The sequence below is a fragment of the Bacillus sp. FSL R5-0416 genome (assembly GCF_037975425.1).
Taxonomy (GTDB): domain Bacteria; phylum Bacillota; class Bacilli; order Bacillales; family Bacillaceae; genus Bacillus; species Bacillus subtilis.
In genome coordinates, this window is sequence record NZ_CP150252.1 from 2,418,926 (window position 1) to 2,443,490 (window position 24,565).

The following is a 24,565-nucleotide window of genomic DNA, read 5'->3' on the forward strand; positions in this document are numbered from 1 at the left end:
CCTTTTCGCCTATTTCTGTGTTTTGATTAATTCTTTTTGGTCCACCGGTTCAGTCAGTCCGGAATCAGCCAATATAAATGCTAAATCCTTCTTCAGGCCAAACCAGTTTTTATTGGTATGCCCCGCTACCATAACTGCACCGTCCTGTGAGTGCAGCCAAATTCTTCGATGCTGCCAGTACATACCTTGAATAACACCGATCATAAAAATGGCTCCGCCGACAGCAAGCACCCAGAGTGTCAGATCCTTTCTGACTGTAAGTCCAGTAATGTTTTTCGTTTCGACATGGTCAAATTTCAGCTTGTATTTATTATTGCCTGATCCTTCGATGGTTTCTTGGATGGCGACAAAGCTCTTTTCGCCTTTCGGTTTGTCCGGCGTTATAATATTAAAGACAAAAGCCGGATTGTTAGGGATCTTTGTTTTTGTGCTCGGCTCTCCGTCCTGATTAAAATAGAAGTCAGGCAGGTAGCTGGCGATTTCCACCTTGTAACCGTTGCCAAGATCATAGACCGAATCTGGATCCAGAAGGTTGATCTTCAGGCTCCCAAAGGATTTTTTTGTTTTTTTATCAATCAGCTGGAACACCATTTGGTCAAGCTGATTCTCTTTGTAATCCACCTGGTAAACGGAAAAAGAATCAAAACGCAGCGGCTGATTGACACGGATGTCTTCTTCTGTTACTTTTTTCAGCTTCGGCTTCTCGCCATAAACAATTTTTCCTTCTCTCTTGTAGAGTACGGCATCAGTTTGAAAGTTCTTTGCCACTCTACCGTCCCCGACTCTGTCAATGGCATCTGCAAATACCTTTTTTTCCGTTTTGCTGTTATAGGTCTCTACGCTGAATTGATTGTTTTTCAAATAATATTTTCCGTCTGTACCCGGAATTGCGGCGGTTTCGCCTTCTCTGACCCAAAGCGTCTCATCGACGTACATGCCAGGCACAAATCTCAGCATCGCACCAATCAAAAAGATGATCAATCCAATATGGTTGACATACGGGCCCCAGCGGGAAAAGCGTCCTTTTTCAGCAAGAATGCTGCCCTCTTTTTCTCTGATTCTATAATGTTTTTTCTTTAATAGAGCAACTATCTTTTCTTTCGATTCCCCGTTCAGTACAGTAACTGTTTCACTGAACAAGCGCTGCCTTCTTAAAAAAGCCGGGCTCCTTCTGACGCCTTGGTTTTTTAACGCTCTGTACAACGGAATGACCCGATCAAGGCTGCAAATCACGAGTGAAATGCCGATCGAGGCAATGAGCAGCAAATACCACCAAGAACCATATAAATGATGAAACCCGAGCAAATAATAAAGCTGGCCGAACGTGCCGTACTGCTCCTTGTAATAAGTATCAGCCTGTGCGCCCGGAGGCAGATAGGCTTCCTGGGGAAAAATGGTGCCGAACGCTGATGCGGCAAGGGTTATGACGATAAGCCATATTCCCACCTTAACCGAGGAAAAGAAATTCCAAATTTTATCGATGATCGTTTTGTTATAGGTTTGCGAACGTCTTGCGCTTCCGTCATATCTCATATCAGCGAGCGGAGGTTGAGTTTCCTGAAGAGCTCTTCCGCACGATTCGCATAAAACGGTTCCGACCGGGTTTATATGTCCGCATTCACATTTGACTTGCTTCATCCCGAAGTCTCTCCGGGTTTTATGAGATTCATATATTCGTGTATCATGCTTTCTGTCATAGTGCCGGTCACCACCTTGACAACTTTTCCTTCCGGATTGATCAAAAAGGTTGTCGGAAGCGGAGATACGTCATAGGCATCAAGCACTTGGCGATCTGTATCCAGAACAACCGGGAAATTCACTCCGTAGGATTTCATAAAATTATGTACTGCTATCTTTGACTCCCCAACATTTACAGCGACAATTTCAACACCTTGGCTTTTAAAATGCTTATATTGGTTTGCCATATAAGGAAACTCTTTTTTGCACGGTTCACACCATGTACCCCAGAAATTCAAAAAAACACCTTTCCCTTTTAAGTCACTGAGCTCGATACGTTTCCCATTCGTATCCTCAAGGACAAAATTCGGTGCGTCGGACCCTTCGGATATACTCTCTTTGCCGGCAAATACAGCATTGTAAATGGTATAGCCGAGTGCGCAGATTAAAACGAGAAGGATGCCGGTCCGAATGAATAAACGCCTTTTTTTCTTCATTGTCCACTGCCCCCTTCCCCCTATTGCAGATCCATTCAATTATATCATTGCACGTTCATTTCACATTTCTTACTTTTTGAAGGTTATGTGAAATTTAGAAAGCGTTTTTACCGTGATCCGCCAGTGCTCTGAGCCTTTTTACTTCGTGAGGCGTAAGCTCTCTGGCATCGCCCGTGTGCAGGCCTCGCAGGTTTAAAAACGCGTATTCCTCACGCTTCAGCTTGATTACCTCATGTCCGATCGCTTCAAACATGCGGCGCACCTGTCTGTTGCGTCCCTCATGGATCGTCAGCTGAATAATGCTTGTCTGCTTTTTCTTATCCAAGGACAGCAGCTTCGCTTTAGCAGGCGCTGTTTTGCCTTCTTCCAGCCTAATTCCGCGCTCCAGCTTTCTGAGCAGCTCTTTAGGCGGGATTCCTTTCACCTTCGCCACGTATGTTTTGTCTATTTCATACTTAGGGTGCATCAGCTTATTGGCGAATTCGCCGTCATTGGTTAAAAGCAAAAGACCGCTCGTATCATAGTCCAGACGCCCAATCGGATAAATGCGCTGCGGAATATTTTTAAAAAAGTCCGTCACCACTTTGCGTCCTTTATCATCTTGCGCTGCGGAAATAACGCCTCTTGGTTTATATAAGAGAAAGTAAACCGGCTCTTCGCGTTCAACCTTTAACCCGTTTACCTCAATCTGATCAGAACCGGTGACCTTAACACCTAGCTCTGTTACTACTTTGCCATTCACCTTTACTTTTCCTTCTTTAATCAGCTCTTCTGCCTTTCTGCGCGACGCAACTCCGGCATGAGCAATCACTTTTTGCAGTCTTTCCATGTCTTTCACCTCAAGTATTATCTTACTTTTTTCAACCTTAACAAACAAGCTTTTTCAAATTCCTATGCCAAATCTAAAAAAAACGCCGTTTTCAGGCGCTCCCAAATAATAACGTAACGATGATGATAGATGCAACTACGCCGATTAAATCTGCAAGAAGTCCCACCTTTAATGCATCACCCATTTTTTTAATGCCGACTGCTCCGAAATACACAGTCAGTACGTAAAGCGTTGTATCTGTAGATCCCTGCATGACGGAAGCCAGCCTGCCGATAAAGGAATCGGGCCCGTATACTGCAATTAAATCGGTCGTCATTCCGAGAGCGGCCGTACCGGAGATCGGGCGGATCAGAGCAAGCGGCACTACTTCAGCAGGGATGCCGATAGCGGAGAAAGCCGGTTTTAAAAGATCCATTATAAAATCAAGCGCGCCTGATGATCTGAAAACAGTTATAGCGACAAGCATTCCGACTAAATAGGGGATAATGGAAAAGGCAATTTCTATCCCCTCTTTCCCGCCTTCGACAAACGATTCATATGTTGGAACCTTTTTGATCGTTCCATAAAGAAGAATTCCGGCAATAATGATTGGAATCATGGCTAAAGACAGCCAGTTGATGATTTCCATCCGCTCACCTTCCCTTCTTTTTGCGGCGATAATAAAAATACCGATCAATGATAATGGCACCGATTCCGGAAATAAGCGTTGCCAAAATGCTTGGCCCGACGATATCTGTCGGCGTTTTGGAGGAATAAGCCATTCGGACAGCGATCACCGTTGTCGGGATGAGTGTGATGCAGGACGTATTAACAGCTAAAAAAGTAATCATTGACCGGCTTGCTTCCGATCGGTTTCCATTCAGCTTTTTCATTTGTTCCATTGCTTTAATGCCAAGCGGAGTTGCTGCATTTCCGAGGCCGAAGAAATTCGCCATAAGATTAGATAAAATATAGCCCATCGCCGGGTGATCCGGCGGTATATCAGGGAACAGTTTAGATATAAAAGGCCTGCACATCCGGCTGAAAATATCCAAAAGACCTGACTGCTCGGCGATTTTCATTAAGCCAAGCCAGAAAACAAGCACGCTCATCAATCCAAATGAAATCGTAATCGCTTCTTTCGCACCCTTAAACACGGCTTCATTTACATCTTGCAGAGTTCCGTTGCACATCGCAAAAACGAGTCCGATCACGGTTAAACTGACCCAAATTATATTGACCATTTTGCTCCGCCTGCCGCATTCAGAAAGATTGATTTAAACGTTTCAAAAAATTGTTTCTTCGGTTTTTGATGCCGCTCATTTTCATAATAGATCGGCACTTTTGCGATGGTTGCATCGTTGAACATGATCTCCATGTGCCCTACGATGTCAGGGATTTTCGAGGCATCTTTTTCCCATGCTTTTTTCGGCTTGAGCAGTGTGGTATTAATTTTCACATCTTCTTTTTCCTCTTCAGTCAGCAAATAGGTGATATCACGTTTGATAAAAGCCTTCGATTCATAAAATGTGCCTTTCAGCTTTGGAATATCCCCTTTTTTTGCAATTAAATAGGTTTGATAATGCTCAAACACATAGTTAAACATCTTCATATGGTCATCCCAATCATTAGGGTCATTAATGGTGACGGCTATCAGGTCAATGCCGTCCTTTGAAGCCGTAGAGACCAGTGTCCGTTTTGCAAGTTTTGTATAGCCTGTTTTTCCTCCTGTGCTGTACGGATATAGCATGGTCAGCAGTTTATTTTTGTTTTTCCATACGCTTTCCATCGTTTCCGCTTTGTATATTTTTGTGCCTGAAATCTTTTGATAGTCTTTCAGCTTCATAGCATACTTAGTTAAAATGGCCATGTCATAGGCTGTTGAATAATGATTTTCATGGTCGTCCAATCCGTGCGGGTTTTGAAAACGGGTGTTTTTCATACCAAGCTGCTCGGCTTTTTGATTCATCATATAAACAAACCCATCGAGGCTCCCACCGACATGCTCAGCAATCGCGACAGCGGCGTCGTTTCCTGATCTTAGCATCAGGCCATACACAAGATCTTTTAGCTTCACTTTTTGACCTTCTGTTAAATAAATGGCGGAGCCTTCTGTTCTGACAGCATTTGCCGAAACCGTCACCGTTTGATCCATTTTGCCGGATTCGATGGCGAGGACGGCGGTCATAATTTTTGTGATGCTCGCGATCCGCCTTTTTTGATGCTCATCCTTGGCATATAACACTCTGCCTGACGCACCGTCAATAATGATCGCGCTTTTTGCACTGACATCTATAGCAGCATGTGCTGTATTCACATTTACGGTTGCAATAAGAAAAGAAATCATGATCACGAATACTGCTTTTTTGAAAATGCGCATGTTTGCTCACGTCCTTGTGGTGGTTTGTACAAGTTTATGCGCATGTCCATCAGTTATGAATAACAATTATATTTCTGGAAGCAAACATAAAAAAACTCTCCCTGAAAAAGGGAGAGTAAACGTTATCTGATTGGCGCCATGCTTGATCCGGACGCTTCGTAATGAGCCAGCTCTTCCCTCATCTTCAGAAAGGCCGCGCTCAACGGCAATAATAATTGCTCAAGCGACGCAGGAACAGCATGATAAAACTCAATTGCGCTGACCCCGGTATAAGACGCCCGGCTATTTTCACACCACGTGTCTTTTTTCGGCATAAAGAACTCTTCAATGCATTGGTGATACACATTATAAAGTGTTTTTTCCGCTCTGGCTTCCTGAAAAGGCTCCTGCATCAGGAGACGGCGGCACGCTTCTGCGCCTCCTTCACAAAATACTGCCATTCTTCTCAGAGTGCTCAGCACATCACAGCAGTATCCTTTTTCAATAGGCAATTCAGCCTGTAAGGACTCAAGCGTCGTTTGATTTAGGTAATCGTTCACGGTATTGACAACCATTGATAAGAATTCGCCTGTTTTTTGAGTCTGCGCTCGCACAATCGAATGTCCCATTTCGTTTGGTATCTTCCCCTCATGTCTTTGTCTCTCACATTTTGCTTCTTTCATGATAGCTTCTTCCTTATATCTTATGATGATGAAAAAGCGCGATTCATTAAACTTCTATTTTATATCTTCGAAGGTTTGGTTAAAGTTTTCAAAAAATAAATCTGCTTCTTCTTGAAGAACGTCTTCTTCCGCATTTTCAGGCAGCGGCGGAAGCTCGTCCAGCGTTTTCAGACCGAATTGTTCAAGAAAAGTCGGCGTAGTACCGTATAAAATGGCCCGCCCCGGACCATCGGCACGCCCTACTTCACACAATAGCGCCTTCGCGACAAGACTGTGTAAAATCCGCTCTGATTTTACTCCTCTGATTTCTTCAATTTCTGCTCTCGTAATTGGCTGTTTGTATGAAACAATGGCCAGTACTTCTAAAGATGCCTGAGAAAGGCCCTTTGACGGCACTTCAATCAGTTTTTTCAAGTAAGGCGCAAAGTCTTTTTTGGTAGAGAGCATGTACGTATCTGCATACTCAATAAGTTCAATCCCTCGTGTATCTCCGCGGTATTCGTCCGCCACATCCGCCATGATCGTGTTCAGTTCAGGCTCTTCGATTTCAAGCACTGTTAACAGCTGCTTTTTTGTAAGCCCTTCATCGCCTGCAGCATAAAGAAGGGCTTCTACAATAGCTTTCCAATTCACGATATCAAGCCCCATGAATGGATTCACTCCCCGTAATGTAAATATCTGAAAAATTGTGCTCCTGTTCAATGAGGACCAGCTGATTTTTCATCAGCTCGAGAACAGCTAGAAAGGTCACTACTAAATGTTCTTTTTGCTCATATGGAAACAGATCCATAAAGTTGATTCTCGTTCCTCTAGATTTCAAGCTGTGCACGATTTCGTTCATTCTGGCTTCGATTGGTATGTCCTGTCTTGTAATTGTTGTTTCCATCGGCCTGTTTATTTTTTTGCGTTTCAGCACTTTTTGAAAAGCTCCGATCATATCATAGACCGTGACAGAGAGCTTTTGCTCAGACTGTTTTACTTCTTTTGCATATTCACTCAAATCACTCGGCGGTTTCGTGAACGATTTTTGTCTTTCTTCTTCCCGTTCTTTTAAATCCTTCGCCGCATCTTTATATTTTCGATACTCAATCAGCTTTTCAATCAGTTCCTCCCGCGGATCTTCTTCTTCAAGTAATTCATCTTCAAAAAGCTCCTCCTCTTGCTTCGGGAGCAGCATTCTGCTTTTAATGCTGAGCAGCGTGGCAGCCATAACCAAATACTCGCTGGCCATATCGAGCTCAAGCACACGCATCGTATGTACATATAATAAATATTGTTCAGTGATCTTCGCCACAGGTATATCATATATGTCAATTTCAAGACGATTGATTAAATGAAGCAGCAGGTCCAATGGGCCCTCAAACGTATCAATTTTCACTTGATATTCTTCCATCATCTCACCATTTTCAAGTATCACTCTCATTGCCGGAAAAACTGGCTACCCTATAGTATAAGCCACCAAAAAGCTCTCGTCCAATACTATTTCATTTCCTGTTTTGAACAAGTTTGTACAGAATATTCAAAACACGAGAGGTGTTTGCTCGGAGCGCAGAAGCGGGAGAAAAAGCCTTAGCTTCTGGTTTTCCTTTCTAAAAAGCAATAGAGGCCGAGCGTTCTTTTTTCCTTTTATCCCTTCTATGGTACACTAAAAGCACATTAAAGGAGGAAACACCTTGTATCCGAAAGCTTATATAGATTATCTCGTTGAGTTTCACGCGACACGGGATTATTTTGAATGCCATGAAATATTAGAAGAATATTGGAAGGAAGATCCGCCAAAGAAACGAAAACGCTATTGGGTGGGCTTTATTCAGCTTGCAGTGGCTTTATATCATCACAGAAGGCAGAATACAGCCGGGGCAAAAAGACTGATGGCGAACAGCATCCGGATTCTTCAAGCAGAACACCGGGCAGTCGAAGACTTAGGGCTTGATCATGGCCGTTTGCTCGAACTTATGCAATCGGTTTACGAACAAATCGAGACGGGCTCTGCCTATAAAAGCATTATGCTGCCAATCAAAGATGAGAAACTGGAGGAAGCATGCAGGATCGAATGCAGGAAAAAAAAGTATACATGGGGGCAGCCCAGTGCACTCAGGAACATATTTCTTATCGACAAACACCGTTTGCGGGATCGGACTGACGTCATCCGTGAACGTGAAAAAGAAATAGAACGCAGAAAAAAAAGCAGAGGCTGATTACAGCCTCTGCTTAATTATTGTATGAAATGTCTTGATCCTGCTGACCTTGACAACGTTCGAAAAAGCTCTGCGTTAATTCATTTGGAACCAGTACTTGCGTTTTGAATAAATGCTTTAAAGCATCCATCATCTGTTTTCCGATTCCTTGATGGCGATGAGAAGGATTCACACTGATATGCCGGATCTCAACCTCAGAATCCTTTTTTTCGACTCCGATTGCTCCGACGATATCCTCGTCCTCTTTCCAAAGAAAGAGCTGGCGGTCTGTATCCGTTTCGTAGTCCTTAATTGTCTGCTGAAGCTGCTTAAGGTCTTTTTCATTCGGCATAAACGAAAGAAGCCCCATCGCAATCTTTTCAAACGATTTTTTATAACGAATTAACATAAAAACCCCTCTATATCCAAAATGTCCAGTCTGCTATTAACGGATACGAATAGGTGATCCGTTTTCTCACATTATATCATTTTCGCCATATTTTTAAACTGTTTTCAGCAAATTATTCAAATGAGCGGTTTAAATTTGCCATTTCAATGGCAGAAACAGCACAATCTACACCTTTGTTGCCCGCTTTTGTGCCCGCACGCTCGATGGCCTGTTCGATGTTTTCAGTTGTTACAATTCCAAAGATGACAGGTACACCAGTAGTGTTTGCTGCTTGCGCGATGCCTTTTGCAGCTTCATTGCAGACATAATCGTAATGCGTCGTAGCGCCTCTGATGACAGTGCCCAATGTGATAATAGCATCATATTTTTTTGTTTCCGCCATTTTTTTCGCAGCAAACGGTATTTCAAATGCGCCTGGAACCCAAGCCACATCAATGTCATTTGTGTCTACGCCATGTCTGAGCAGCGCATCTTCTGCTCCGCTCAGCAGCTTGCTCGTAATAAAATCATTAAATCTTCCTACTACGATTCCGATTTTAAGACCTGTACCAACTAAATTTCCTTGTATGATATTCATATGATTCCCATCCTTTTTTGTGATATTTGTGATTAGAAATGAAGTAAATGACCTAGCTTGTTCATTTTGGTTTGCAAATATTTTTTATTGTGTTCTTTCGCCTCCATTTGAAGCGGCACTCTTTCTGAAATACTGAGTCCGTAGCCTTCAAGGCCTGCGATTTTTCGCGGATTATTCGTCAAAAGCTTCATATTCCGGACACCGAGGTCGCGTAAAATTTGTGCTCCGATGCCATAGTTGCGAAGATCCGGCAAGAATCCAAGCGCCTCATTGGCTTCTACGGTGTCATAACCTTGTTCCTGAAGCTTATAAGCTTTTAATTTATTGATTAAACCGATGCCTCGTCCTTCTTGGCGCAAGTACAGAAGCACTCCACGGCCTTCTGCGACAATTTGGTTCAGCGCGGCGTGCAGCTGCGGTCCACAATCACAGCGATGAGAGCCAAACACGTCACCTGTGAGACATTCTGAATGTACCCGGACCAATACCGGTTCTTCTCCGAACGGCACATCTCCCATCACAAATGCGACATGCTCTTTTCCATCTACCTCATTTGTGTATCCATAAACCTTAAATGTCCCAAAATCAGTAGGCAGCGTAATGTCAACTTCACGCTCGACGAGTGTTGTCAGATTGTAACGGTATTGAATCAAATCCTTAATGGTGATCATTTTTAATTGATGCTTTTTCGCAATTTCAATGAGCTCAGGCACTCTCGCCATCGTTCCGTCTTCATTCATAATTTCACAAATGACGCCGGCTCCTGGAGATCCGCAGGCTTCAGCAAGATCAACAGCAGCTTCTGTATGGCCCGCTCTTTTCAGGACACCTCCTTTTTTCGCAATCAGCGGAAAAATGTGCCCCGGACGCTGAAAATCAGATGGCACGGATGTGCTGTCCAGCAATGCTCGAACGGTAAAAGATCTTTCTTGAGCGCTGATACCTGTTTTCGTTTCACGATGGTCTATGCTTACGGTAAATGCAGTATGGTGAGAATCTGTATTATGCTCCACCATAGGGTGAAGATCAAGCCTGTCTGCGATTTCCTCACTGAGCGGCGTGCAGATCAGTCCTCTCCCATGTGTCGCCATAAAGTTAATGACTTCCGGCGTTGCATGCTCGGCAAGAGCCACAAAGTCTCCTTCATTTTCTCTGTCTTCATCATCTACAACGATGATGACTTCGCCTTTTTTTAAAGCGTCCAGTGCTTCTTCTATCGGATGAAACATGCAAATCTTCCTCTCTAAAAGCCGTTTTCGCTTAAGAAGGCTTTTGTAATGGTTTGTTGGGTCTTATTTTCATTGGCTTTATGCAAAAATCGATACATATATTTTCCGATCATATCGCATTCGATATTCACTTTAGAGCCGATCGTTTTTTCTGAAAAGATCGTTTCGCTGATTGTATGCGGTATTAAGGAGATCGTCACTGTGTCTTCTGTCAGGCCGAATATGGTTAAGCTCACGCCATCCACAGTAATTGATCCCTTTAAAACCAATGTTTTTGTTAATGACGGGTCCATTTTTAAATCATAGTAAACTGCGTTGCTTTTCTCTTCAATTCGTGTGATTTCCGCAGTTCCGTCGACATGGCCTGAGACGAAATGGCCTCCGAAACGGCCGTTTGCCGCCATTGCTCTTTCCAGATTTACTTTGCTTCCTTTTGTTAAATCATTCAGTGACGTAGCTTTGACTGTTTCAGGCATAACATCCACTGTGAATTGATTTTTTGTAAAATCAGTGACAGTCAGACAAATGCCGTTCACTGCAATGCTGTCGCCAAGATGAACATCCTCTAAAATCTTTGAGCATTTAATTGTTAAGGCCATTGAATGCCCTGCTTTTTTCATGGATTCGATTGTGCCTGTTTCTTCGATAATTCCTGTAAACATGGTCACCATCCTATTCCTTTGTCGGTTTTGCCGTCAGTTTGATATCACGGCCGATTTGGGTTATATCAGTGAATTGTAATAAGGGGACATCTTTCATTGATTGAAAACCTTCACCGGAGATTAAGCTGGGAGCATGCGTTCCTCCGATTAGTTTAGGGGCAAAATAGAAGATGATTTCTTGAAAACAGCCTTCTTTGACAAAGCTTCCGTGAACAGCTGAACCGCCTTCCACATACACCGACATGATGCCTTCTTCCGCTAGGATCTTCAAAACATCGGAAATTTGAATGCGCTCGGTTTCAAGTGTAAATATGTTCACTCCGAAAGCTGAAAGCCGTTTTTTCTTTTCCTCGTCTGCGCGTGCCGTCGTAAAAATCCATGTCGGCGCTATTTGATCGCAAATCACTTTAGCGTCCTCAGGAATCGAGAGTACGGTATCAAGTATGACCCGAACCGGCTGTTTTGTTACATTCGGCAGTCTGCAGGTTAAGCTCGGATTGTCGGCTTTCACTGTGCCAACTCCGACTAAAATGCTTTGGTGTGTTTTCCTGTATTGCTGAGCATCCTGTCTTGCAGCCTCTGACGTGATCCATTTGCTGTCACCCTTGCTGGTAGCTATCTTGCCGTCAAGGCTGGCAGCCGCTTTTAGCGTGACGTACGGAAGGCCTGTCCTCATAAAGTGCAGAAATTTTTCATTCAGCCTCTCCGCCTGGTCTGCCAGGATGCCTTCCCTTACCTCAATGCCGGCTTCTTTCATCATGCTGATCCCTCTTCCAGCCACAAGCGGATTAGGATCTCTCATCGCCACAAACACTCTTTTGATGCCAGAGTTGATAATCAATTCTGCACATGGCGGTGTTTTTCCGTAATGGCTGCACGGTTCGAGTGTAACGTAAATGTCGGCACCCTCTGCATGTGCTCCAGCAATATGGATGGCATGAACTTCTGCATGAGCTTCCCCATATTTTAAATGGGCGCCCATTCCGACAATTTGTCCGTCCTTTACGACAACAGCGCCGACAAGCGGATTGGATTCGGTCTGTCCTTCGCCCTGCTTCGCAAGATCTAATGCCAGCTTCATATAATACTCTTCCATTTGTTTCCCTCCCCTCTTTTGTTATTTACCGTCAAAAAAGCCCCGAATTTATAAAAAATTCGGGGCTTTAGGTATTTTACGCAATAGGAAATAACACTATGCATTTTTGAACCATTTGCATAGCGGTTCATCATCCTTCTCCCATCCAGACTTTCACTGTCGGCTTCAGCTTAAACTGAATCCACCGCGTGCTTATGCACACGGGTCACGGGCTCTAAAGCAAATGTGCTTTACTACCGCCGGTCGGGATTTCCACCCTGCCCCGAAGGATACAATCTTTATTCATTTGTCCTTATTGGCTATTATAGCGATCCTTTTTAAAGTACGCAATGAAATAAACTTACAATTTGAGAAAAACAAAACATCACCCTTCGATCCGAAAGGTGATGTTTTGTTAATCATTCACTTTTGCAACCTTGATTAATCCGTCGATCCGCTTTGATTTGCTGAAGTAAGCCTTAATCTTGTCACCTTCTTTTATATCAGATAAATCCTGATTTAATTTTTTTCCGTTGAAGATGATTTTCGTTCCGTTTTCTGCTACTCCATGATACTCTGAGCCGTCAATTTTCGTCACTTTATATTCCTGGATGGTGTATTCCTCTTCTTCCGAGGACAAGGTTTGTCCAATTGCTGTCGGAACATCCTTCAGCTCAACATCATTTATGTACATATAACCGCCTGCAAGTAAAAGCAAAAGCACTAACAGAATGGTAATCTTGGTTTTTATTCTTCCCATTTCTAAACCTCCAGCCAATATGAATCTATTCATTCATATGAGTTATTCCTTTTTTTCATGAATAAAAAACCGTAAATTCTCGTAAATTATTAATATAACGATGCATAACGGGAATATGTTTCACATTTCTGCAAAAATTTCTTTTCTATAGATATACGAATTTATGTTCTGTTTTTAGGGGATGACCGTAAAAAAGATATAAAAAAAGCAGCCCCAATGGGAAACTGCTTGATCCTAATTTGTTTTGCGGATTTCGTTAAACGGGTAGAAAACAAACTTTGACGTACCCGCAATTTGTTTTTTCGTGAAGAGGCCAAGTCCGTTACGGCTGTCCATGGAATTCCGACGATTGTCACCCATCACAAAATACTTGTTATCAGGCACTTTAACCGGGCCGAAATCATCGGTCAAATGGTCAAAACCGTCCTGTTTCGCTCTCTTTTTATTAGCCGCCAAATAAGGTTCGTCCACCTTTTTCCCGTTGATATAGAGCTGGTCATTTTTCATCTCAACCGTATCGCCGGGAAGGCCGATAATACGTTTAACATAGTGAACATCATCTCCGTTTAACACGACGATGTCTCCTCTATCAAACTCGCCGATGTATTTGACTGTCATATTGACAAAGACCCTTTCACGGTTGTGAAGTGTAGGATACATAGAGTCACCATCAACGACATACGGCGCAAAAATAAAGTTGCGGATGAGCAAAGCAAGAACGACAGCAATCACAATTGCTTTTGCCCATTCTAATATTGATTTTTTCTTCGAAACATTTTCTGATTTCAACTGATTTCCTCCAATAAACAACGGTCTTCAATTTATGTTATCACGAATCGAAAAAAAATCCCATTAGGACCATTGAAGTGATTTTACAAACTGTTAATCTTCATCTTCTACCCACATCATGCCTATTTTTTCTTGTCGATCATAACTAAGCCTGCAAATATTGAAAGAAATGAATCGCATAATTCAGAAGCGATGGACTCAGAAGAAAGAGAGTTCTTATATGCTAAATCTTTAGATCGTATATAAGGCATGAGGTTACGAACAGTTTGTTCATTTACTGCATTCCATTGATCTCTCAGTCCATGATACCCATGGCACTTGACAAAAAACAATTCACGTCATAAAGGTTACTGGAATGTTGGCGGCAACCTATTTCACAGGTGTAACCGCATCCGTTTTTGCTTTCATAATAGGTTTAAAATCATTCAAGCTCGAAAACATGGATCAGCCTCCAAAAAATAAATCGAATATATTCCCAGCAGTTGAAGACTCTTTATTATAAAACTCTGAATATCCGCAGTTCTTACAGTAAACCACTAGAAATCGGTTATGCTGCACGTCAAACAGCTTTGATAATCCCGTGCCGGTTGTGGCTATTTCTTTTTGTCCTGCTTCAGTACTGCCGCATTTTCTACAGCCTTTGTTGTCCATATCGCGATCTCCTTTTCATTACATCACGTTTATTTGATTTATTTTACCACAAAACACCAATGAACAGGCATCTCCTAAATATTTTTGCCATTAAGTTTACGCTAATCAACTCTAGCACTAATACATATAAAAAATAGAATGATATGAAAGGAGACTTGATAGTATGATTGATTATCCTATTAATATAAACAACGTTTCCGGGAACAGCGTAATTAACGTAGGCGGCGCTTTTATGATCAGGCCTTTAACTTTGTCCAAATCTGTGTTTGGCTCCGGAGGTTTAAACACAGGAATTGTCTTTGAAAATAACTTTGTAAGCAAGGCTAAAATGATTAATCATCAATTTACTGATCAGAACGTCACCAAAACTTTTTAATGTATTCAATACACGGGGGTCACTAACTAAACACCTGGTTTTGCCAACCGCCATCAGCATTCGGCGGTTTTTTATTGAACATTTTTGGCCAATAAAAAAAGCTTCCTCTCTAAGAGGAAGCCTTTTGCCTGCCGATTAGCCTTCTACACGAACTTCTTTCATGACGTCGCCATTAGACATGTTTTTCGCGAATTCTAATCCGCTTGTTACTTTACCAAATACAGTGTGAACACCGTTCAAATGAGGCTGTGGCTCATGAACGATGAAAAATTGGCTGCCGCCAGTGTCTTTTCCGGCATGTGCCATAGAAAGTGCGCCCGCCTCATGTGTATGCGGATTTCCTTCTGTTTCACATTTGATTGTGTATCCCGGGCCGCCAGTACCAGTTCCGTGCGGGCATCCGCCTTGGCTGACGAAGCCAGGGATCACTCGGTGGAATGTAAGCCCGTCATAAAAGCCTTCGTTTGCAAGCTTTTCAAAGTTTGCAACAGTTCCAGGTGCAGCTTCAGGATAAAGTTCAAATTCAATTTTGTTCCCGTCTTCTAATAAAAAGTAACCTGTTTTCAATTGTATGCCTACTTTCTTTATTTTAATTTTCAAAGGAGATTATGTATGATAGGTTATAGCCTGTCTCTCCTTGTCGCGGCTATTATACCACACCTTTCGGGGGAAAACGAATCTCCCGGGCTTTACTAAAAAATAAAAATGAAACCTGAATCTCTTTATCTCCGTCTAACCTAACGGAACTGTATTTTTCATGATTCAGGTCCTCACAAAGCAGCACTATCCAGCTGCTTGTGAAATTGAAGGAGGTCAAACTGCTTTGAAGAAAATTTGGATTGGAATGCTGGCAGCGGCCGTTTTGCTGCTGACGGTTCCGAAGGTCAGTCTCGCGGATGCCGCAGTTGGAGATGTCATTGTAACACTGGGTGCTGATTTGTCAGAATCCGACAAACAAAAAGTGCTTGATGAAATGAATGTCCCTGATAATGCCACAACGGTAACCGTGACCAATAAAGAAGAACATGAATATTTAGGAAAATATATATCAAACGCGCAAATCGGGTCGAGAGCGATTTCTTCTTCGTCAATCACCATTGCCAAAAAAGGCTCCGGATTGAATGTTGAGACCCATAATATCAGCGGCATCACAGATGAAATGTACCTGAATGCACTGATGACAGCCGGTGTGAAAGATGCGAAGGTGTATGTTACAGCACCGTTTGAAGTATCCGGGACTGCGGCTTTAACTGGATTGATTAAGGCGTATGAAGTTTCTTCAGACGAAGCGATCTCGGAGGATGTTAAACAAGTCGCCAACCAAGAGCTTGTCACGACATCAGAGCTTGGAGACAAAATCGGTAACGAAAATGCATCAGCCCTGATTGCAAAAATCAAAGAAGAGTTTGCTAAAAACGGGGTGCCTGATAATAAAGCTGACATCGAAAAACAAGTGGACGACGCAGCTTCTGATTTAAACGTCACACTTACTGACAGCCAAAAGAATCAGCTTGTCTCCCTATTCAATAAGATGAAAAATGCTGACATTGACTGGGGACAAGTCAGTGACCAGCTTGATAAAGCCAAAGATAAGATTACGAAATTCATAGAATCAGATGAAGGCAAAAACTTCATCCAGAAAGTCATTGATTTCTTCGTATCTATCTGGAATGCGATTGTATCTATATTCAAATAAGAAAAGCGCCGAAAAATCGGCGCTTTCTTTTATTGCTTTACACCCGTTTTAAATGGCAGATCAAGTTTTACAATATCTTCGTATGTTTCTCGCTTCACGACTAAATGAGCCTCACCGTTTTCGACAAATACAACGGCGGGTCTCGGAATACGGTTATAATTGTTGGCCATGCTGTATCCATAAGCGCCTGTACAAAAAACGGCAAGAAGATCGCCTTCTTTTACTTCCGGCAAGTCAATATCCCAAATCAGCATATCTCCGCTTTCACAGCACTTTCCGGCAATTGATACCGTTTTGTCATGCGCTTCTCCGATCCTGTTGGCTGCCGCAGCTTCATATTTAGCTTGGTAAAGCGCAGGACGAATATTGTCGTTCATGCCTCCGTCTACAGCCACATATTGGCGGACACCCGGCACTTCTTTTTGAGAGCCAACCGTATAAAGGGTTGTGCCTGCGTCTCCCACGAGAGAACGGCCCGGTTCGATCCAAATTTCCGGGATGTCAAAACCGTAACGGGAAGCATTTTCTTTCACAGCTTCAATAATTTTTTCAACGTATTCAGTGGCATGAAGCGGTTCATCATCTTCCGTATAACGAATGCCGAAACCTCCTCCAAGGTTCAGCACCTTGGATACAAATGAATATGAATCTCTCCACTCGTCTAGTTTTTTGAAGATTTTTTCCGCTGCTAACACAAAACCGGCCGTATCAAAGATTTGCGAGCCGATATGGCAATGGACACCTAGCAACTGAATGTGTTCCGATTGTAATACTTGTTCAATGGCCCGTTCAGTTTGTCCGTTATGAAGATCGAAACCAAACTTTGAATCTTCCTGGCCCGTTGTAATGTAGTCATGCGTATGCGCTTCTACTCCGGGCGTGATCCGAAGAAGAACGTCGATGGAGTGACCCGTTTCTTTACATAGGTCTTCAAGAAGCGCAATTTCATAGAAATTATCCACCACAATGCAGCCGATGCGGTGCTCAAGCGCCATCCGCAGTTCTTCCCTGCTCTTATTGTTCCCATGAAAGTGGATGCGTTCTGCCGGAAAGCCTGCCGCAACAGCCGTATATAGCTCTCCTCCGGATACGACATCTAAAGAAAGTCCCTCTTCCTCAGCGAGCTGAATCATTGCGACTGATGAGAATGCTTTACTCGCATATGCCACCTGTGCTTTCAGCCCTGCAGAAATAAACGCCTGCTTAAAGCTTTTAGCACGCTCACGTATTAAAGCCACATCATATACGTAAAGAGGTGTACCATATTTCTCCGCTAAATAGAGAGCATCCACACCTCCGATTTCTAAATGACCATGTTGATTTTGTCTGCTTGTGCCGTGTAAGAACAATGTCATTCCCTCTTTCTCCGCTTATGAATGAAAGGACAGTTTTATGGACTGTCCCTTCATAATTAAGACATACATTATCATACTCTTCAGTCAGTTTCAATGCGATTATGAATTGGTAGGCTGTCTTAAACGATTTTTGGGGTGAACGATACTGGGTCTTACTTTTGCGCCAGGTTTCGCTGTACGGACAAGAACCTGCCACAGCGCCTTTCCGTTAAAGGGAATCAGCGGCCATAAGTACGGTGTCTGAAGGGATTTGATGCTTGCCATGGCAATAATTAGCACTGTAAATCCGATGACGAGCCCTTTTATATGAAATAAGGCAACGAGTATCATGAGGACAAGACGGCTCATTTTGTTTGCCAAGCTTAATTCATAACTAGGCGTCGTAAAGGTTCCAATCGCCGCAAGTGAGACGTACAGAATCACCTCAGGCGAAAAAAGGCCGACTTCAATCGCAATCTGCCCGATCAGAACAGCGGCAATTAAACCCATTGCTGTCGATAAAGCCGTCGGGGTGTGAATGGCAGCCATTCTGAGAAACTCGATTCCTAAGTCAGCTAAAAATATCTGCAGGATGATCGGGATATGCGTATCTTTATTTAAACCGATAAATTTCATATTGTCCGGGAGCAGATCAGGCTGAAGCACAAAGAGAAACCAGATCGGAAGAAATAAAGTAGAAGCAAGAATACCGAAAAATCTTACCCATCTTAAAAAGGTCCCGACTGAAGGCGCCTGCCTATATTCTTCAGCATGCTGCACATGGTGAAATAAAGTCGTCGGGGTAATGATCACACTCGGCGATGTGTCCACTATAATGATAACATGGCCTTCTAGAACATGATTTGCGGCCACATCCGGTCTTTCTGTATAGCGCACGAGCGGAAAAGGATTATAGCTTTGATTAACAATGAATTCCTCGACAGTTTTGTCTGCCATTGTTAATCCATCGACATCAATGGATGCAATTTCTTTTTCTACGATCTCAACCAGATCCGGATCAGCTATATCTTCTATATAACAAATGCTTAAATCCGTCTTTGACCGCTCGCCAACTTTAGTCATCTTGACTCGAAGGCGCTCGTCTCTGATCCGCCTTCTGAGAAGGGCCGTATTGACGACGATATTTTCAACAAATCCGTCTCTGGCTCCTCTGACTACCTTTTCCGTATCAGGTTCTTCCGGGTTTCTGCCCGGATAGCTTCTGACGTCAATTATAAATGCGAAGCCTGCACCTTCAACAATGACAGCGACGAGCCCGGACAGCACTTGGTCGGTGGTTTCATCCAAGGTTTTTACTTTTTCGACCTGGGCGTTAAGCAGCCTGTTTTCGACGATGTCGACCAGCTCATCAGGGTCTTCTTTCCGATTGTTAATGGCAACAAGCTCTCTCATTAAATGAATAATATAGGCTGTATCGCATAATCCATTTAGATAGTAAAGCTGGATCTCTTTATCTAAAATCGTGAGTTTGCGAACACCTACATCATAGCTCGTCCCCATCCCAACACGGTTTTTGAAATACTCTTCATTTTTAGCTGGATTCCGATAAACCCGAATTTTCTCTTCCTTGTGGTCCGGCATGATACCCGCTCCTTTCTAAAATAAACTCGACCGCTTTCATGGTGATTGGCGACCCTTTTGAGATATCGTCTTTTCTGCCCATTTTGCCGATATCCCCGATACCGACAATAAGCGGGAGATCAAGTTTATCAAGGCAATAGACTGTATCTCCACTCATTCTGTGGTCATCAAATTCTCTTTCCCCGACTTTATCGACGCCGTATTCAGTTATTTCTCCATTGCGGTCAATGCTTACATCGACCCTGGTCCATTCAGCCTGATGTGTTTTTGACGCGACCGCAATCACACCGAGCACTTCAATAGACGGATGGGTTGCGACATAGGTTAGAGCGGCTTCTCCCGGACCCTCTCCTTGAAGGCCGGAGTCGTCAAACATGACAAATACAGGATCATACGGTGCTGAGGCGATCAGCTTGACAAGCTCGGCGCCGCTGCGGGTGGAAGGATTCCCTTTTGATTGTGAAATGCATCGACCTCCCACTTTGCTTGCGGCGTATTCAATTGTTTTAGCGGCATAAACATCCCCGTCTGTTACCAGTATGACCTTGCGTTTTGTCGTCATGTCGGCATTATCCTTTCGGTTTGAAAATAACAGCTACGATAAAGGCGAAAAGAATAGCGGCTGAGATACCGGCCGAGGTCAGCTCAAAAATCCCCATGCCGATTCCGATAAATCCGTGTATATGCGCCTGATGCATGGCGCCGTGCAGAAGACTGTGACCGAAGCTGACGATCGGAACGGTGGCGCCTCCTCCGGCAAATTCAATAAATTTATCGTAAATGCCGAAACCATCTAATATTGCACCGATTACAACAAATGATGTCATGACATGAGCTGGCGTCAATTTAAAAATATCCAAGAGCAGCTGGCCGACGATACAAATGGCCCCGCCGCAGACAAAAGCCAAAAGGTAGTCCATGTTAAGATGCACCTCCTGCACGCTCAAATACAACCCCGTGGGCGATAGTCGGGATGGTTTCTTTTTGCTGGATCATTGTCGGGCTTAATAGTGCCCCGGTCGCTACGACAAATACACGGTTTAATTTTCCTTCTCTCAGCTGCTTAAAAATATGAGAGTAGGTGACAACCGCTGAACAAGCACAGCCGCTCCCCCCGGCAAAGACCTGCTGATCCGGAGTGTAAATCAGAAGCCCGCAATCATCATGCTTTGTGCCGACTGGATATCCATCTTCTTTTAAGATGTCTTTTACGATTGGAGAACCGACGCCTGACAGGTCACCTGTCAGGATTAGATCATAATCATCCGCTGTCCGGTTGAGATCTTTAAAGTGCTGCTTAATCGTATCAGCTGCAGCCGGAGCCATAGCCGATCCCATATCAAAAGGGTCTGTAATTCCTAAATCAGAAACCTTTCCGACAGTCGCACTTGTGATTTGGATATCACCCGGTGTCTGACTGATGACAACTGCACCGCTTCCGGTTACAGTGGAGGTAGCAGTGTCCGGTTTTTGGCCTCCGTATTCTGTCGGATAGCGAAACTGTCTTTCCGCAGTTGCATTGTGACTGCTAGTGGCAGCGAGTGCCCTTTTGGCAAACCCGCCATCAACTAAGGCTGATGCGACAGCCACTGTTTCCATTGATGTTGAACAGGCGCCAAACATACAAAGAAATGGGATTTTCAAGTGTCTTGCCACATAGTTAGCCGTCACGTTTTGGTTCAGCAAGTCGCCTGCCAGCAATAGGTCAATATCATCTTTTGTCAGATTGTTTTTTTGAAGTGCAACATTAACAGCGTCTTCCATCAGCTGCCGTTCCGCCATTTCCCAGCTTTTTTGATTACAATGCATTTCGTCATAGGTTTTATCAAATAAAGAGCCGAGCGGTCCGTCTTTTTCCTTTGGTCCTGCTGCCGTTCCCGCTGAGTTGACAAATATGGGATGTTCAAATACCCAGGTTTGCTTTCCTGTTAATTTCATTTTCTTCTCCTCCTATGACATCAGTTTCTCAAAAGCAAACCGAATCATTCCAACGATGTATGCAGCTACAACTCCGAAAACAATAACATTTCCTGCCAGTTTAAACATATTTGTCGCTACTCCAAGCACTAATCCTTCGCTTTTATATTCAAGAGCCGCGCTTGCCATACTGTTGGCAAAACCTGTGACAGGTACGGCTGAACCTGCGCCTGCGAATTGTCCGATTCTGTCATAGATGCCAAACCCTGTAAGCAGGGCAGAAATTAATATCAGCGTTGCAGCTGTTGGATTCCCCGCAGTTTTTTCATTGAAATCAAAAAAATGGATATAAAAATTTTGCAGACCTTGCCCGATTGCACAAATCAGTCCGCCCACTAAAAAGGCTTTTACACAGTTCCAGACGTAAGGCGGCTTAGGCTGATATGTTTTCACTTTTGATTTGTAATTTTCTTTTATGTTTGTCATCTTGAAACCTCCTTATGAATGGTCAATAAAGTACAGCCAGTGAAATAAAGATCCCGCGATTTTCCCAATCACGATGGCCATTAATAAAATAATGATTTTACTTCTGAGCCCGATTCGTTTCGCCAAAATCGGCAGGACATTTAAAACTTCTGTAAGAGCAGCCGCTAGCATCCCGACGAACAAACCTGCCAGAAGCCCGACCGGCACAGCTATCCATTTTGTTAGATAAAGATGATTCATGTGAAGCGTCTCCCATCCCCCGCAAACCGCGCCAAGAATGACAGCCGCTTCATAAGCCTGAACAAATCTCATTGTTTTGGTGAGCTGCATCAGCCGCGGAATAATTCCCATTACGGTTAAAAAAGCAACGAAACCCGCCCCCACCGTTATGCCTCCGCCGAGCCCTACAAAAATAATGAACAATACACTAACGATCATGCAGATCCTTTATGGTTTCTTGATTCTCATGCATGGCCACATATTGATCGAGATCAAGCTGATAGTTAAACATCTCAACCTCCAGCGGGCTGGGCTCTTCATTTAGGCGCTTTTTAAATATGTGGTTAAAAAACACGATCATCCCCAGTCCCAAACCGATGCTGTATGGGATTTGAAGCAAATATGGATAGTCATTCCTCTCTCCGGTTATGATTTCATATAGTGCGATATGAACATCTCTCATGCTTACATCCTCATGAAAGTTCATGATGGCAAGACACGATCCAATAAACAGAAGCAGCCAGACACCGATAAATAGAACCGTTGATAAATTTCGCTTTCGATATTGAATTTCAACAATGGTTTCTGCTCCGCCTACGGTTTGAACATCAAGTGTCGGATCTTGTAAATGAATGGCTCTGAGGACTTGTATGATATCCAGAATTACGATATTTTTATCTTTTTCGCTCACCTGATAAAGCGGCATAGCCGAAAGTTTCTTTTTCAGCTGAAGCTGCCCTTCTATTTGCGCGGCATCTCCAACGGTAATAATATCCCCTGGATGTGCCAGCACCCGGTGGCGAAGCCGGATAAATATTCGTCGTTCCATCATTGATCACCATCTTTCGGTGGTTATATATGTAGTATGTGGTTCGATTTTGTTCTCATTCATCCGCTCGAAAAGACCATAAATTACCACGCTTTTGCACACAAAAAAGCTAGCCTGCACTGCAGACTAGCCATCCGTATGATCCATTTGAACCTTGATCTGTTTTAATATTTTCTTTTCAAGCCTGGAAACCTGCACCTGAGAGATCCCGAGCCGCTCAGCCACCTCGGACTGTGTCTGGTCTTTATAATATCTGAGATAGACGATTAGTTTTTCCCTTTCCTCCAAATCGCTGATTGCTTCTTTCAGCGCAATTTTGTCAAACCATTTTTCTTCTGAGTTGTCAGCGATTTGATCAAGCAGGGTAATCGGATCTCCGTCATTTTCATAAACGGTTTCGTGAATCGAAGATGGAGCCCTTACCGCCTCTTGGGCCAGTACAACATCCTCAGCTTCAATCTCCAAATGGTCAGCGATCTCCTGCACCGTCGGCACTCTGCCCAGTGTTTTCGAAAGCTCATCCTTTGCGCGCCGGATTTTGTTTCCAAGCTCTTTTAATGACCGTGATACCTTTACGGTTCCGTCATCACGGATAAATCGTTGGATTTCTCCGATAATCATCGGCACTGCATACGTTGAAAAACGCACATCATAGGTTAAATCAAATTTGTCAACAGATTTTAACAGCCCGATGCAGCCGATCTGGAAGAGATCGTCAGGCTCATATCCTCTGTTTAAAAACCGCTGTACGACAGACCAAACAAGACGCATGTTTTTTTCTATGAGGAGGTCTCTTGCCTGCTGGTCGCCATTTTGGCTTTGTTTGATTAATTCCTTTACTTCATGATCCTTCAGCTGAGCGTTTTTGCCGTTTTTCTTAACCTCCACATCCATAACAAATCTCCTTAATTACAAAGCGCTTTGCTTTTTGATAAGTGCTTTGTTAAGCGAATCGTTGTTCCCATTTCAGGCGATGAATCGATACTGATATCATCCATGAAATTTTCCATAATGGTAAAGCCCATTCCAGAGCGCTCAAGCTCAGGCTTAGTCGTAAATAGAGGCTGACGGGCTTCTTCAAGATCTGTAATGCCTAAGCCTTCATCACGAATGGTCATATATACGACATGATCTTCCAGCGTCACTGAAATGTAAACTTTCCCTTCACAGTTCTCTTCATATCCATGGATAATCGCATTCGTGACAGCCTCTGACACGACTGTTTTGATTTCAGTCAGTTCATCCATTGTCGGGTCCAGCTGAGCTATAAATGAAGCAACTGTCACACGGGCGAACGATTCATTCTGACTGAGGGCAGAAAACTCAATGTGCATTTCATTTTTCATGATGCCACCCCCAGTGTCAGGAGCGCCTGCTGTTCAGATTGTTCAAATCGGATAATTTTAAACAGACCCGACATATCAAACAATCGCTTCACCGCAGGAGAGATAGCGCAAACAACCATTTCTCCGCCAATTTGCTTAATTTGCTTGTATCTTCCTAAAATAACGCCAAGCCCTGAGCTGTCCATAAAGGAAAGGTCCTCCAAGTTCAGCACGATATGGCGAATATCATCCTTCTCCAATGATTGAGTCACTTTTTGCTTCAGGGTTTCAGCCGTATGGTGATCGAGTTCGCCTGTTAATCGAATACAAAGCACAGATTCTTTGACATGCATGTCAATTCCAAGGCTCATGCTCATTCCTCCTTGATATGATCGGATAATGAGTGTTTCGATTTCGACGGAATGAAT

General features: G+C 43.4%; 32 protein-coding genes, 1 pseudogene and 1 riboswitch. Of the genes and pseudogenes, 4 read left to right on the forward strand and 29 right to left on the reverse strand.

The window, feature by feature from the left end; all coding sequences use genetic code 11:
• Window positions 1-9 precede the first annotated feature (9 nt).
• From resB to scpA, 9 genes are all read right to left on the reverse strand, one after another.
• Window positions 10-1,638 (reverse strand): cytochrome c biogenesis protein ResB, encoded by a 1,629-nt coding sequence (gene resB / locus NYE20_RS12750; RefSeq protein WP_038429221.1) that lies wholly within the window; start codon window positions 1,636-1,638, stop codon window positions 10-12.
• The gene (gene resA / locus NYE20_RS12755) at window positions 1,635-2,174 is read right to left on the reverse strand and encodes a thiol-disulfide oxidoreductase ResA (RefSeq protein ID WP_014480156.1); all 540 of its coding nucleotides are present in this window, start codon (window positions 2,172-2,174) and stop codon (window positions 1,635-1,637) included. The genes resB and resA overlap by 4 nt, the downstream gene beginning before the upstream one ends.
• A 94-nt stretch (window positions 2,175-2,268) precedes the next feature.
• Window positions 2,269-3,003, reverse strand: a complete 735-nt coding sequence (gene rluB, locus NYE20_RS12760; protein WP_004398815.1) for a 23S rRNA pseudouridine(2605) synthase RluB — start codon at window positions 3,001-3,003, stop codon at window positions 2,269-2,271.
• A gap of 91 nt (window positions 3,004-3,094) precedes the next feature.
• Complete coding sequence (gene spmB, locus NYE20_RS12765; RefSeq protein WP_003230509.1) at window positions 3,095-3,631, reverse strand: spore maturation protein SpmB; 537 nt, start codon at window positions 3,629-3,631, stop codon at window positions 3,095-3,097.
• A gap of 4 nt (window positions 3,632-3,635) precedes the next feature.
• A complete protein-coding gene (spmA, locus tag NYE20_RS12770; RefSeq protein ID WP_004398980.1) occupies window positions 3,636-4,226 on the reverse strand; it encodes a spore maturation protein SpmA in 591 nt (196 codons plus the stop codon).
• The gene (gene dacB / locus NYE20_RS12775; RefSeq protein ID WP_014480157.1) at window positions 4,214-5,362 is read right to left on the reverse strand and encodes a D-alanyl-D-alanine carboxypeptidase DacB; all 1,149 of its coding nucleotides are present in this window, start codon (window positions 5,360-5,362) and stop codon (window positions 4,214-4,216) included. Before dacB ends, spmA begins: the two co-directional genes overlap by 13 nt.
• 122 nt (window positions 5,363-5,484) lie before the next feature.
• Window positions 5,485-6,024, reverse strand: coding sequence for a YpuI family protein (locus NYE20_RS12780; protein WP_014477219.1), 540 nt, complete (start codon window positions 6,022-6,024; stop codon window positions 5,485-5,487).
• Window positions 6,025-6,078: 54 nt separating this feature from the next.
• Entirely contained in the window at window positions 6,079-6,672 is a 594-nt protein-coding gene (gene scpB / locus NYE20_RS12785; protein WP_003223904.1) for an SMC-Scp complex subunit ScpB, read from the reverse strand.
• Window positions 6,662-7,417 (reverse strand): segregation/condensation protein A, encoded by a 756-nt coding sequence (gene scpA, locus NYE20_RS12790; RefSeq protein WP_014477220.1) that lies wholly within the window; start codon window positions 7,415-7,417, stop codon window positions 6,662-6,664. Before scpA ends, scpB begins: the two co-directional genes overlap by 11 nt.
• A 280-nt stretch (window positions 7,418-7,697) precedes the next feature.
• On the opposite strand from scpA, the gene NYE20_RS12795 reads away from it, so the two are divergent.
• Window positions 7,698-8,222, forward strand: coding sequence for a DUF309 domain-containing protein (locus NYE20_RS12795; protein ID WP_032726064.1), 525 nt, complete (start codon window positions 7,698-7,700; stop codon window positions 8,220-8,222).
• Window positions 8,223-8,235: 13 nt separating this feature from the next.
• On the opposite strand, the gene ribT is transcribed toward NYE20_RS12795, so the two are convergent.
• The 7 genes from ribT to lepB form a co-directional block, all read right to left on the reverse strand.
• A complete protein-coding gene (ribT, locus tag NYE20_RS12800) occupies window positions 8,236-8,610 on the reverse strand; it encodes a GNAT family N-acetyltransferase RibT (protein WP_003223910.1) in 375 nt (124 codons plus the stop codon).
• A 112-nt stretch (window positions 8,611-8,722) separates the two neighbouring features.
• Window positions 8,723-9,187: a 6,7-dimethyl-8-ribityllumazine synthase gene (ribH, locus tag NYE20_RS12805; RefSeq protein ID WP_003223915.1), complete on the reverse strand. Its 465-nt coding sequence runs from the start codon at window positions 9,185-9,187 to the stop codon at window positions 8,723-8,725.
• A gap of 32 nt (window positions 9,188-9,219) precedes the next feature.
• Window positions 9,220-10,416 carry a bifunctional 3,4-dihydroxy-2-butanone-4-phosphate synthase/GTP cyclohydrolase II gene (locus NYE20_RS12810; protein WP_339183141.1) on the reverse strand — a complete coding sequence of 399 codons (1,197 nt, stop codon included), beginning with the start codon at window positions 10,414-10,416 and terminating at the stop codon, window positions 9,220-9,222.
• 14 nt (window positions 10,417-10,430) lie between these two features.
• Window positions 10,431-11,078 carry a riboflavin synthase subunit alpha gene (gene ribE / locus NYE20_RS12815; protein ID WP_014480161.1) on the reverse strand — a complete coding sequence of 216 codons (648 nt, stop codon included), beginning with the start codon at window positions 11,076-11,078 and terminating at the stop codon, window positions 10,431-10,433.
• A gap of 10 nt (window positions 11,079-11,088) precedes the next feature.
• Window positions 11,089-12,174, reverse strand: a complete 1,086-nt coding sequence (gene ribD / locus NYE20_RS12820; RefSeq protein WP_161621657.1) for a bifunctional diaminohydroxyphosphoribosylaminopyrimidine deaminase/5-amino-6-(5-phosphoribosylamino)uracil reductase RibD — start codon at window positions 12,172-12,174, stop codon at window positions 11,089-11,091.
• Between the two features lie 129 nt (window positions 12,175-12,303).
• A riboswitch (FMN riboswitch) is annotated at window positions 12,304-12,448 on the reverse strand.
• A gap of 120 nt (window positions 12,449-12,568) precedes the next feature.
• Window positions 12,569-12,913, reverse strand: coding sequence for a hypothetical protein (locus NYE20_RS12825; protein WP_003230488.1), 345 nt, complete (start codon window positions 12,911-12,913; stop codon window positions 12,569-12,571).
• A 234-nt stretch (window positions 12,914-13,147) separates the two neighbouring features.
• Window positions 13,148-13,702, reverse strand: coding sequence for a signal peptidase I (gene lepB, locus NYE20_RS12830; RefSeq protein ID WP_161621658.1), 555 nt, complete (start codon window positions 13,700-13,702; stop codon window positions 13,148-13,150).
• Window positions 13,703-13,968: 266 nt separating this feature from the next.
• Here lepB and NYE20_RS12835 point away from each other — a divergent pair.
• Window positions 13,969-14,204 (forward strand): annotated as a pseudogene (locus NYE20_RS12835) (hypothetical protein).
• Here NYE20_RS12835 and NYE20_RS12840 read toward each other — a convergent pair.
• Complete coding sequence (locus NYE20_RS12840; RefSeq protein ID WP_021481576.1) at window positions 14,147-14,353, reverse strand: zinc ribbon domain-containing protein; 207 nt, start codon at window positions 14,351-14,353, stop codon at window positions 14,147-14,149. The pseudogene NYE20_RS12835 and the gene NYE20_RS12840 sit on opposite strands and share 58 nt — an antisense overlap.
• 163 nt (window positions 14,354-14,516) lie before the next feature.
• Between NYE20_RS12840 and NYE20_RS12845 the strand changes: the two genes are divergently transcribed.
• A complete protein-coding gene (locus tag NYE20_RS12845; protein WP_003230479.1) occupies window positions 14,517-14,729 on the forward strand; it encodes a spore germination protein in 213 nt (70 codons plus the stop codon).
• 135 nt (window positions 14,730-14,864) lie between these two features.
• Here the strand turns inward: NYE20_RS12845 and NYE20_RS12850 are convergent, their stop codons facing one another.
• Window positions 14,865-15,296 carry a peptidylprolyl isomerase gene (locus NYE20_RS12850; RefSeq protein ID WP_003223931.1) on the reverse strand — a complete coding sequence of 144 codons (432 nt, stop codon included), beginning with the start codon at window positions 15,294-15,296 and terminating at the stop codon, window positions 14,865-14,867.
• Between the two features lie 256 nt (window positions 15,297-15,552).
• Here NYE20_RS12850 and NYE20_RS12855 point away from each other — a divergent pair, with 256 nt between their 5' ends.
• Window positions 15,553-16,425: a DUF1002 domain-containing protein gene (locus tag NYE20_RS12855; protein WP_021479957.1), complete on the forward strand. Its 873-nt coding sequence runs from the start codon at window positions 15,553-15,555 to the stop codon at window positions 16,423-16,425.
• Window positions 16,426-16,454: 29 nt separating this feature from the next.
• Here the strand turns inward: NYE20_RS12855 and lysA are convergent, their stop codons facing one another.
• From lysA to spoIIAA, 11 genes are all read right to left on the reverse strand, one after another.
• On the reverse strand, window positions 16,455-17,774 hold the full coding sequence (gene lysA, locus NYE20_RS12860) for a diaminopimelate decarboxylase (protein WP_004398851.1): 1,320 nt from the start codon (window positions 17,772-17,774) through the stop codon (window positions 16,455-16,457).
• A gap of 105 nt (window positions 17,775-17,879) precedes the next feature.
• On the reverse strand, window positions 17,880-19,361 hold the full coding sequence (gene spoVAF / locus NYE20_RS12865) for a spore germination protein SpoVAF (protein ID WP_003230471.1): 1,482 nt from the start codon (window positions 19,359-19,361) through the stop codon (window positions 17,880-17,882).
• Window positions 19,312-19,923 (reverse strand): stage V sporulation protein SpoVABEA, encoded by a 612-nt coding sequence (gene spoVAEA / locus NYE20_RS12870; RefSeq protein WP_003230469.1) that lies wholly within the window; start codon window positions 19,921-19,923, stop codon window positions 19,312-19,314. The genes spoVAF and spoVAEA overlap by 50 nt, the downstream gene beginning before the upstream one ends.
• 7 nt (window positions 19,924-19,930) lie before the next feature.
• Window positions 19,931-20,281 (reverse strand): stage V sporulation protein AE, encoded by a 351-nt coding sequence (spoVAE, locus tag NYE20_RS12875; RefSeq protein ID WP_003230467.1) that lies wholly within the window; start codon window positions 20,279-20,281, stop codon window positions 19,931-19,933.
• Between the two features lies 1 nt (window position 20,282).
• The gene (gene spoVAD, locus NYE20_RS12880; protein WP_003230465.1) at window positions 20,283-21,299 is read right to left on the reverse strand and encodes a stage V sporulation protein AD; all 1,017 of its coding nucleotides are present in this window, start codon (window positions 21,297-21,299) and stop codon (window positions 20,283-20,285) included.
• A gap of 12 nt (window positions 21,300-21,311) precedes the next feature.
• A complete protein-coding gene (spoVAC, locus tag NYE20_RS12885) occupies window positions 21,312-21,764 on the reverse strand; it encodes a stage V sporulation protein AC (protein WP_003223947.1) in 453 nt (150 codons plus the stop codon).
• A 12-nt stretch (window positions 21,765-21,776) separates the two neighbouring features.
• Window positions 21,777-22,202 carry a stage V sporulation protein SpoVAB gene (gene spoVAB / locus NYE20_RS12890; protein ID WP_003230463.1) on the reverse strand — a complete coding sequence of 142 codons (426 nt, stop codon included), beginning with the start codon at window positions 22,200-22,202 and terminating at the stop codon, window positions 21,777-21,779.
• Entirely contained in the window at window positions 22,192-22,812 is a 621-nt protein-coding gene (gene spoVAA, locus NYE20_RS12895) for a stage V sporulation protein SpoVAA (protein WP_015714205.1), read from the reverse strand. Before spoVAA ends, spoVAB begins: the two co-directional genes overlap by 11 nt.
• Window positions 22,813-22,938: 126 nt before the next feature.
• The gene (gene sigF, locus NYE20_RS12900; protein ID WP_003230458.1) at window positions 22,939-23,706 is read right to left on the reverse strand and encodes an RNA polymerase sporulation sigma factor SigF; all 768 of its coding nucleotides are present in this window, start codon (window positions 23,704-23,706) and stop codon (window positions 22,939-22,941) included.
• 11 nt (window positions 23,707-23,717) lie between these two features.
• Window positions 23,718-24,158, reverse strand: coding sequence for an anti-sigma F factor (gene spoIIAB / locus NYE20_RS12905; RefSeq protein ID WP_161621659.1), 441 nt, complete (start codon window positions 24,156-24,158; stop codon window positions 23,718-23,720).
• Complete coding sequence (spoIIAA, locus tag NYE20_RS12910) at window positions 24,155-24,508, reverse strand: anti-sigma F factor antagonist (RefSeq protein WP_003223957.1); 354 nt, start codon at window positions 24,506-24,508, stop codon at window positions 24,155-24,157. The genes spoIIAB and spoIIAA overlap by 4 nt, the downstream gene beginning before the upstream one ends.
• Window positions 24,509-24,565 lie beyond the last annotated feature (57 nt).

Excerpts from the sequence above, each read along its gene's own strand:
- resB (WP_038429221.1), bottom strand. The coding sequence starts at position 1,638 with ATGAAGCAAGTCAAATGTGAATGCGGACATATAAACCCGGTCGGAACC.
- resA (WP_014480156.1), bottom strand. The coding sequence starts at position 2,174 with ATGAAGAAAAAAAGGCGTTTATTCATTCGGACCGGCATCCTTCTCGTT.
- rluB (WP_004398815.1), bottom strand. The coding sequence starts at position 3,003 with ATGGAAAGACTGCAAAAAGTGATTGCTCATGCCGGAGTTGCGTCGCGC.
- spmB (WP_003230509.1), bottom strand. The coding sequence starts at position 3,631 with ATGGAAATCATCAACTGGCTGTCTTTAGCCATGATTCCAATCATTATT.
- spmA (WP_004398980.1), bottom strand. The coding sequence starts at position 4,226 with ATGGTCAATATAATTTGGGTCAGTTTAACCGTGATCGGACTCGTTTTT.
- dacB (WP_014480157.1), bottom strand. The coding sequence starts at position 5,362 with ATGCGCATTTTCAAAAAAGCAGTATTCGTGATCATGATTTCTTTTCTT.
- NYE20_RS12780 (WP_014477219.1), bottom strand. The coding sequence starts at position 6,024 with ATGAAAGAAGCAAAATGTGAGAGACAAAGACATGAGGGGAAGATACCA.
- scpB (WP_003223904.1), bottom strand. The coding sequence starts at position 6,672 with ATGGGGCTTGATATCGTGAATTGGAAAGCTATTGTAGAAGCCCTTCTT.
- scpA (WP_014477220.1), bottom strand. The coding sequence starts at position 7,417 with ATGGAAGAATATCAAGTGAAAATTGATACGTTTGAGGGCCCATTGGAC.
- ribT (WP_003223910.1), bottom strand. The coding sequence starts at position 8,610 with ATGTTAATTCGTTATAAAAAATCGTTTGAAAAGATTGCGATGGGGCTT.
- ribH (WP_003223915.1), bottom strand. The coding sequence starts at position 9,187 with ATGAATATCATACAAGGAAATTTAGTTGGTACAGGTCTTAAAATCGGA.
- NYE20_RS12810 (WP_339183141.1), bottom strand. The coding sequence starts at position 10,416 with ATGTTTCATCCGATAGAAGAAGCACTGGACGCTTTAAAAAAAGGCGAA.
- ribE (WP_014480161.1), bottom strand. The coding sequence starts at position 11,078 with ATGTTTACAGGAATTATCGAAGAAACAGGCACAATCGAATCCATGAAA.
- ribD (WP_161621657.1), bottom strand. The coding sequence starts at position 12,174 with ATGGAAGAGTATTATATGAAGCTGGCATTAGATCTTGCGAAGCAGGGC.
- NYE20_RS12825 (WP_003230488.1), bottom strand. The coding sequence starts at position 12,913 with ATGGGAAGAATAAAAACCAAGATTACCATTCTGTTAGTGCTTTTGCTT.
- NYE20_RS12840 (WP_021481576.1), bottom strand. The coding sequence starts at position 14,353 with ATGGACAACAAAGGCTGTAGAAAATGCGGCAGTACTGAAGCAGGACAA.
- NYE20_RS12845 (WP_003230479.1), top strand. The coding sequence starts at position 14,517 with ATGATTGATTATCCTATTAATATAAACAACGTTTCCGGGAACAGCGTA.
- spoVAF (WP_003230471.1), bottom strand. The coding sequence starts at position 19,361 with ATGCCGGACCACAAGGAAGAGAAAATTCGGGTTTATCGGAATCCAGCT.
- spoVAEA (WP_003230469.1), bottom strand. The coding sequence starts at position 19,923 with ATGACGACAAAACGCAAGGTCATACTGGTAACAGACGGGGATGTTTAT.
- spoVAE (WP_003230467.1), bottom strand. The coding sequence starts at position 20,281 with ATGGACTACCTTTTGGCTTTTGTCTGCGGCGGGGCCATTTGTATCGTC.
- spoVAD (WP_003230465.1), bottom strand. The coding sequence starts at position 21,299 with ATGAAATTAACAGGAAAGCAAACCTGGGTATTTGAACATCCCATATTT.
- spoVAC (WP_003223947.1), bottom strand. The coding sequence starts at position 21,764 with ATGACAAACATAAAAGAAAATTACAAATCAAAAGTGAAAACATATCAG.
- spoVAB (WP_003230463.1), bottom strand. The coding sequence starts at position 22,202 with ATGATCGTTAGTGTATTGTTCATTATTTTTGTAGGGCTCGGCGGAGGC.
- spoVAA (WP_015714205.1), bottom strand. The coding sequence starts at position 22,812 with ATGGAACGACGAATATTTATCCGGCTTCGCCACCGGGTGCTGGCACAT.
- sigF (WP_003230458.1), bottom strand. The coding sequence starts at position 23,706 with ATGGATGTGGAGGTTAAGAAAAACGGCAAAAACGCTCAGCTGAAGGAT.
- spoIIAB (WP_161621659.1), bottom strand. The coding sequence starts at position 24,158 with ATGAAAAATGAAATGCACATTGAGTTTTCTGCCCTCAGTCAGAATGAA.
- spoIIAA (WP_003223957.1), bottom strand. The coding sequence starts at position 24,508 with ATGAGCCTTGGAATTGACATGCATGTCAAAGAATCTGTGCTTTGTATT.